Origin of the sequence: Candidatus Symbiopectobacterium sp., from assembly GCF_020054415.1 — a bacterium.
In the GTDB taxonomy this organism is placed as follows: domain Bacteria; phylum Pseudomonadota; class Gammaproteobacteria; order Enterobacterales; family Enterobacteriaceae; genus Symbiopectobacterium.
In genome coordinates this window covers 1-6,297 of the sequence record NZ_JAHWCO010000127.1, presented here as the reverse complement: position 1 = coordinate 6,297, position 6,297 = coordinate 1, and the positions used below count along the sequence as shown (strand labels likewise).

Genomic DNA, 6,297 nt, shown 5'->3' with positions numbered 1-6,297 from the left:
CCACTTTTGCCATAACCGTGTTTTTTCACAGGAGATGTCTGTTCACAAAACGGGCATCTTACATCAACTTTAGCCACTGTATTCCACATCCAAAACCGGACATTTCACACTGCAATCAACATATTGAATACACGACCAACAATGAGGAACAGATCATGACCGTACATGCTATTGCCGTTGACCCCCAATATCCCGAACGTTTTATCGCCATTACCCAAGAGCAGCCGCAACCTGGCCCACACGATCTGCTGGTTGAGGTAAAAGCGGTATCCATCAATCCTGTCGATACCAAAGTTCATGCCGGTTTGCGGAAAAACGGGTTGGCTGAGCCGCGCGTGTTAGGCTGGGATGCCAGTGGTACCGTACTTGCCATTGGCGATCGCGTCAGCGGTTTTCAAGTGGGCGATGAGGTGTGGTATGCCGGCGATATCACACGTGCTGGCAGCAACAGTTCGCATCAGCTCATTGATGCACGGATTGTGGCGCACAAACCGGTATCCCTCGACTGGGCCGCTGCTGCTGCGCTACCGCTGACCGCACTTACCGCCTGGGAAGGGCTGTTTGAACACCTAGAGATTCAGGACGCTGACGCAGGGAAAAACCTGCTGATTATCGGCGGTGCGGGCGGCGTTGGCTCCCTGGCTATTTCACTGGCGGCACTGCGCAGTGAGGTAAAGGTTATCGCTACGGCATCCCGTCCTGATTCGGCAGAATGGTGCCGTCAGCGCGGTGCCGATCTCGTGGTTGATTATCGCGATTTAGTCGAGGAACTGAAAAAAGCAGGCATCATCCAGGTGGATTATATTTTCTGCTTGAACGACACCGACGGCCACTGGAGCGCGATAGGCACCTTGATCGCCCCGCAGGGCAAGATTTGCACTATTGTGGAAAACGAACGTCCTCTGGATCAGAACGAACTGAAGCGCAAAAGTGCCTCGCTGCATTGGGAATTCATGTTTACCCGCAGCATGTACCAAACGCCGGATATGGAACAGCAAGGGAAAATTCTGCAAGAAGTAGCACACTTGGTGGACGCGGGCAAACTGCAAGGCACAGCCAGTGAAGTATTGAACGGTTTAAACGTTGAAACGCTGCAACAGGCTCAAGCCAAGGTGCAGGAAGGGCATATGCGCGGTAAGGTGACTATCGCGTTATAAACTCTCGCGTTGTCAGCCTCTTTAAGCAAACAGCCCCAAAGGTGCTGTTTGACTGATGACAAAGCCACTTTACCTCTCGTCATCCTCGGCGAAAGCCGGGAATGACGATGTTAAGTAGGTGCGTCACGACATTAAACGCTCGACGCGCACTTAGAACAACAGGCGGGCACGAATGGTGCCGGGAATCGCCTTCATCAGTTGCAGCGCGGTATTCGCTGCATCTGTTTCCACGTCGATTACCACATAGCCGATATCCGAGCTGGTTTGCAGATATTGTGCAGCAATGTTGATACCTTGCTCGGCGAAAATGGTGTTGATCGCCGTCAGTACGCCCGGGCGATTTTCGTGAATATGCAGCAAACGTGCGCGATCGCTCTGCACTGGCAGGGAAACTTCCGGGAAGTTAACCGCAGACAGCGTCGAACCGTTGTCAGAGTACTTCGCCAGTTTACCGGCCACTTCCGTACCGATGTTCTCCTGCGCTTCCTGCGTGGAACCACCAATGTGCGGCGTCAGCAATACGTTGTCGAACTCCAGCAGAGGAGACACAAACGGGTCAGTATTGGTGGCGGGTTCTTGTGGGAATACGTCAATCGCAGCACCGGCAATGTGTTGGCTACGCAGCACTTCACACAGAGCTGGGATATCGACGACCGTACCGCGTGAGGCGTTGATCAGAATAGAACCCGGCTTCATTAGCGCCAGCTCATCCGCGCCCATCATGTTCTGGGTGCTCGCCGTTTCCGGTATGTGCAGGCTGACCACGTCGCTCATGTTCAGCAATTCGGACAGATGACGCACCTGCTGAGCATTACCTAACGGCAGTTTGCTCTCGATGTCGTAAAAGTAAACATGCATCCCCAGGCTTTCGGCCAGGATACCCAACTGGGTGCCAATGTGGCCGTAGCCAATGATACCCAGTTTTTTGCCGCGCGCTTCAAATGAGCCCACAGCCTGTTTGTGCCACACGCCGCTGTGCGCTTTGGCATTGGCAGTAGGAACGCCGCGCAGCAACAGCAGCATTTCGCCAATCACCAGTTCCGCTACGCTGCGAGTATTGGAGAAGGGAGCATTGAACACCGGGATGCCGCGCTTGGTGGCAGAAGGCAATTCAACCTGATTGGTACCGATGCAAAAACAGCCCACGGCAACCAGCTTTTCTGCGGCAGCAAACACTTCTTCCGTCAGATGAGTACGGGAACGCAAACCGACGAAATGCGCGTCACGGATGGAGGCTTTCAACGCTTCCGTATCCAACGCACCTTTATGGTATTCAATGTTGGTGTAACCCGCTGCGCGCAGGTTTTCCAACGCGCTCTGGTGAACCCCTTCCACCAGGAGGAATTTAATCTTGTCTTTTTCCAGTGATACCTTTGTCATTTCCCGACCTTATTTTCAGACTTCAGATGCCAATGAACCCATTTGCCAAACAGCCTCTGCCAACATAACAAAAATTACGCCAGCAGCAAGGCAATCGATTGCTTCCCCGATACTGCTAACGGCGTCACAAACTCCCTTTTACAGTAAAAAAATAGGGATAACGCGTCTCCTTGCCAGATGCCAAGGGAACAAAATAAGAAAAAGTGATATTAAGTACCAAAAGTGAGACTTTAACAATGGTGTGGTTTTTAAGCAAAAAAAATCGGACGTTAGCACCTTCAACGCCAACGTCCGATGCGCAGGGGAGAAATTACTTCAGTGTTTTTACACCGTCCGCGGTACCGACCAACGCAACGTCAGCGCCACGGTTGGCAAACAGACCGACGGTCACCACGCCCGCAATCCCATTGATACGGTTTTCTACGGCAATGGCATCTGAGATATCGAGGTTGTGCACATCCAGAATGACATTGCCGTCGTCGGTGACTACGCCCTGACGATAGACCGGCTGGCCACCCAGTTTCACCAGTTCACGCGCCACGTACGCACGGGCCATGTGGATCACTTCCACCGGCAGCGGGAATGTACCCAGAATATCCACCTGCTTGGAGGCATCGACAATACAGATAAACTGACGCGCGATGGCAGCAATGATCTTCTCACGCGTCAGCGCAGCACCCCCGCCTTTAATCATTTGCATGTGCGGGTTGATCTCATCAGCACCGTCCACATAGATATCCAGTTCATCAACCTCGTTGCTGTCGAACACCGTAATGCCTAAGCTTTTGAGCTTTTCGGTAGACGCCACGGAGCTGGATACTGCGCCTTTAATCTGGTGTTTGATGGAACCCAGCGCGTCAATGAAGTGCGCTGCCGTTGAGCCCGTCCCCACCCCAATAATAGTATCCGGGCGGACATAATCCAACGCGGACCAGCCGACTGCCTTTTTCAGTTCATCTTGTGTCATGGTCTGTATCGTGCCTGCAAATTACAGTGGGAAGAGAGAGGCGTATTATAGAGCAAGCGCCACCGGAAACGACGCCAATCGCCGAGCGTCCTTCGATTATTTTCGGCCATCAGTGTGAAATGGGACAGATTTTTAGCGTGTTACGTCGGAAAAATGTGGCATAGTGCAAAGAGCAAGTTTTATCCATAGGAAATGGCACCTTCATGAAACGACCGGACTATCGCACACTTCAGGCTCTCGATGCCGTCATCCGTGAGCGCGGATTTGAACGCGCCGCGCAAAAATTGTGCATCACACAATCCGCCGTTTCACAACGCATCAAGCAGTTGGAGAACCTGTTCGGACAGCCGCTGTTGGTCAGAACCATACCACCGCGTCCCACCGAACAAGGACAAAAATTGCTGGCGCTGTTGCACCAAGTGGAGTTGCTGGAAGAAGAGTGGCTGGGCAATGATGCCAGCAGCGATATCCCGCTGTTGCTGTCGCTGGCGGTCAACGCCGACAGTCTCGCAACCTGGCTGTTACCTGCGTTGCAACCGGTACTGGTCGATTCCCCTATTCGCCTTAATCTGCAAGTGGAAGATGAAACCCGCACACAAGAACGCTTGCGCCGTGGTGAAGTGGTCGGTGCCGTCAGTATCCAGCCGCAACCGTTGCCGAGCTGTCTGGTGGATAAACTCGGTGCGTTAGACTATCTGTTTGTTGCCTCACCGTATTTTGCCGCACGCTACTTCCCGAACGGCGTGACCCGTTCCGCGTTGCTGCGCGCCCCTGCGGTTGCCTTTGATCATCTGGATGATATGCATCAGGCATTTTTGCAGCAGAATTTCGATCTCTCGCCCGGCAGCGTTCCCTGCCATATCGTTAACTCGTCAGAAGCGTTCGTACAACTGGCACGACAGGGCACCACCTGCTGCATGATACCACACCTGCAAATCGAGAGAGAATTGGCAAACAGCGAGTTGGTCGATCTGACGCCGGGCCTGTTTCAGCGCCGTATGCTTTATTGGCACCGCTTCGCGCCAGAAAGTCGGATGATGAGAAAGGTGACGGATGCCCTGCTCTCGCACGGGCATCGCGTATTGCGCCAGTCCTGACGCACGTTAGTCAGGCGTTACTGATTAGGTTGCAGTTCGAACGCCACGTCAACCTGATCGTCAAACTGGATGCTTTGCTGCTCGTAAGTCTGCGCCACATCGGCCTCTACCGCGACGCCCGCCGCTTTAAACATCCGAGCCATGGGAACGGGATGATAGTTGGCAACCTGATAGCGGATGCTGTAAATCGGTCCCAGTTTGGCGTTGAATCCGGTTGCCAATGCTTTCGCCTGGCTGGTCGCCGTTTCGATTGCCCTCTGACGTGCCTGATCGCGATAGGCTTCCGGGTTGGCTACCCCCAACTCCACGCCACGGATTTCCGTCAACCTCGCGTGCAGTGCACCATCCAGCAAGGCATTTAGCTGATCCAGTTGGCGTACCGTTACCGCCACCTGACGCACCGCACGATACCCTTTCAGTTCAGAACGACCATCTTTCAGAAAATCGTATTCAGGATGGGTACGCAGGTTAGCGGCTCTGATATCTTTTCTCTCAATACCGTGTTTTTCCAGATAGGCAAAATATTGCGCCACGCGGTCGTCCACCTGCTTTTTAGCATCAGCCACGTCTTTCGATGAAACGCTGACCTCAATCGCCAGATTTGCAATATCCGGCGTGGCATCCACGCTCGCTTTGCCCGATGTCACGATGTGCGGTCCGTTCGGCAATTCAGCGGCCTGACCGGACAGTGGAAGCGTGCTTAATCCTAACAGGGCGGCTATCGCCAGTGCTTTTAGCTTCACAGTGTCGTTTCTCCCGATTCCATTTAATGGTGCGCAGTTGCACGCCACGATGACGGCGGTGCGCCTGTGCAATGAATACGCCTACAGCTATAGATAAACATAGTGTTATTGATAAATATAGTGCACAGGCTGTCTTGGCTTAACTATAGGTGAATTCCTGAATACCGTAAAAAACGTCAAGTTACAACACTATTGCATACCGGAATGTGCGAGTTGCAGCGCAATACTCCACATGATGACGCCAACAAAGGCATTAATCATGCGCTGTGCTTTTGGCGTGTTCAGCCACGGTGCCAGCCAGGATGCCAGCAACGCCAATGCAAAGAACCACAGGAACGAAGCAGTAATGGAGCCCAATGCAAACCAACTGCGCGCATCGGGTGCCATTTGCCCGCCAATGCTGCCTTGCACGACAAAAGTATCCAGATACACGTGTGGATTCAGCCAGGTGACAGCCAACACCGTAGCGATAACGCGCCAGCGGCTTTGCCGTACGATATCCACGCTCACCACGTCGAGTTGACGCTTGAAGACCACGTTAAACGCGCACCAGCCATACCAAAGCAGAAACGCCACACCTCCCCACGTGATCAATGACAGCAACAGCGACGACTGACTCAGCAACGCGCTGCCGCCAAAAATGCCAGCACAAATCAAAATGACATCGCTCAATGCGCACAGCAAGGCAATCATCAGGTGATACTGACGCCGAATCCCCTGATTCATCACGTAAGCGTTTTGCGGCCCCAGAGGCAAAATCATCGCCGCGCCCAGAAAAAATCCCTGCCAATACATACCAAACATGGTTCCGTTCGTGTATTCAATGAGTTGATGTAGCATCAAACGTAGTACTCGCGTTCGATGTAAGTACCGATGATCCTATCGTGCATTTCGGATGATTTTGAATATCCGAGCGTCTTGCGATTGAGCCGTTGCAATCGGTTACGCAGTGT

General features: G+C 52.9%; 7 protein-coding genes and 1 pseudogene. 2 read left to right on the top strand and 6 right to left on the bottom strand.

Annotation, left to right across the window (positions count from 1 at the left end; translation table 11 throughout):
• Positions 1 to 77: pseudogene (locus QZ506_RS03950) on the bottom strand (IS1 family transposase); the annotation flags it as partial.
• A gap of 78 nt (positions 78 to 155) precedes the next feature.
• On the opposite strand from QZ506_RS03950, the gene QZ506_RS03945 reads away from it, so the two are divergent.
• Positions 156 to 1,157, top strand: coding sequence for a zinc-binding alcohol dehydrogenase family protein (locus tag QZ506_RS03945; RefSeq protein ID WP_291969234.1), 1,002 nt, complete (start codon positions 156 to 158; stop codon positions 1,155 to 1,157).
• Between the two features lie 150 nt (positions 1,158 to 1,307).
• Here the strand turns inward: QZ506_RS03945 and serA are convergent, their stop codons facing one another.
• Complete coding sequence (gene serA, locus QZ506_RS03940; RefSeq protein ID WP_291969228.1) at positions 1,308 to 2,537, bottom strand: phosphoglycerate dehydrogenase; 1,230 nt, start codon at positions 2,535 to 2,537, stop codon at positions 1,308 to 1,310.
• A gap of 310 nt (positions 2,538 to 2,847) precedes the next feature.
• Positions 2,848 to 3,504, bottom strand: a complete 657-nt coding sequence (gene rpiA, locus QZ506_RS03935; protein ID WP_291969227.1) for a ribose-5-phosphate isomerase RpiA — start codon at positions 3,502 to 3,504, stop codon at positions 2,848 to 2,850.
• Between the two features lie 203 nt (positions 3,505 to 3,707).
• Between rpiA and QZ506_RS03930 the strand changes: the two genes are divergently transcribed.
• On the top strand, positions 3,708 to 4,601 hold the full coding sequence (locus tag QZ506_RS03930; protein WP_291969224.1) for a LysR family transcriptional regulator ArgP: 894 nt from the start codon (positions 3,708 to 3,710) through the stop codon (positions 4,599 to 4,601).
• 17 nt (positions 4,602 to 4,618) lie between these two features.
• Here QZ506_RS03930 and QZ506_RS03925 read toward each other — a convergent pair whose 3' ends face one another.
• The 3 genes from QZ506_RS03925 to QZ506_RS03915 all read right to left on the bottom strand — a co-directional run.
• Positions 4,619 to 5,344: an oxidative stress defense protein gene (locus tag QZ506_RS03925; protein ID WP_291969222.1), complete on the bottom strand. Its 726-nt coding sequence runs from the start codon at positions 5,342 to 5,344 to the stop codon at positions 4,619 to 4,621.
• Positions 5,345 to 5,533: 189 nt separating this feature from the next.
• Positions 5,534 to 6,148 carry an arginine exporter ArgO gene (gene argO, locus QZ506_RS03920; protein ID WP_291969232.1) on the bottom strand — a complete coding sequence of 205 codons (615 nt, stop codon included), beginning with the start codon at positions 6,146 to 6,148 and terminating at the stop codon, positions 5,534 to 5,536.
• 35 nt (positions 6,149 to 6,183) lie between these two features.
• Positions 6,184 to 6,297: IS1 family transposase (locus tag QZ506_RS03915; RefSeq protein WP_291969230.1), on the bottom strand; the 114-nt coding region annotated here is incomplete at its 5' end.

Bases quoted from the DNA above. Each gene is read 5' to 3' on its own strand.
- rpiA (WP_291969227.1), bottom strand. From the start codon at position 3,504: ATGACACAAGATGAACTGAAAAAGGCAGTCGGCTGGTCCGCGTTGGAT.
- argO (WP_291969232.1), bottom strand. From the start codon at position 6,148: ATGTTTGGTATGTATTGGCAGGGATTTTTTCTGGGCGCGGCGATGATT.
- QZ506_RS03945 (WP_291969234.1), top strand. From the start codon at position 156: ATGACCGTACATGCTATTGCCGTTGACCCCCAATATCCCGAACGTTTT.
- QZ506_RS03930 (WP_291969224.1), top strand. From the start codon at position 3,708: ATGAAACGACCGGACTATCGCACACTTCAGGCTCTCGATGCCGTCATC.
- serA (WP_291969228.1), bottom strand. From the start codon at position 2,537: ATGACAAAGGTATCACTGGAAAAAGACAAGATTAAATTCCTCCTGGTG.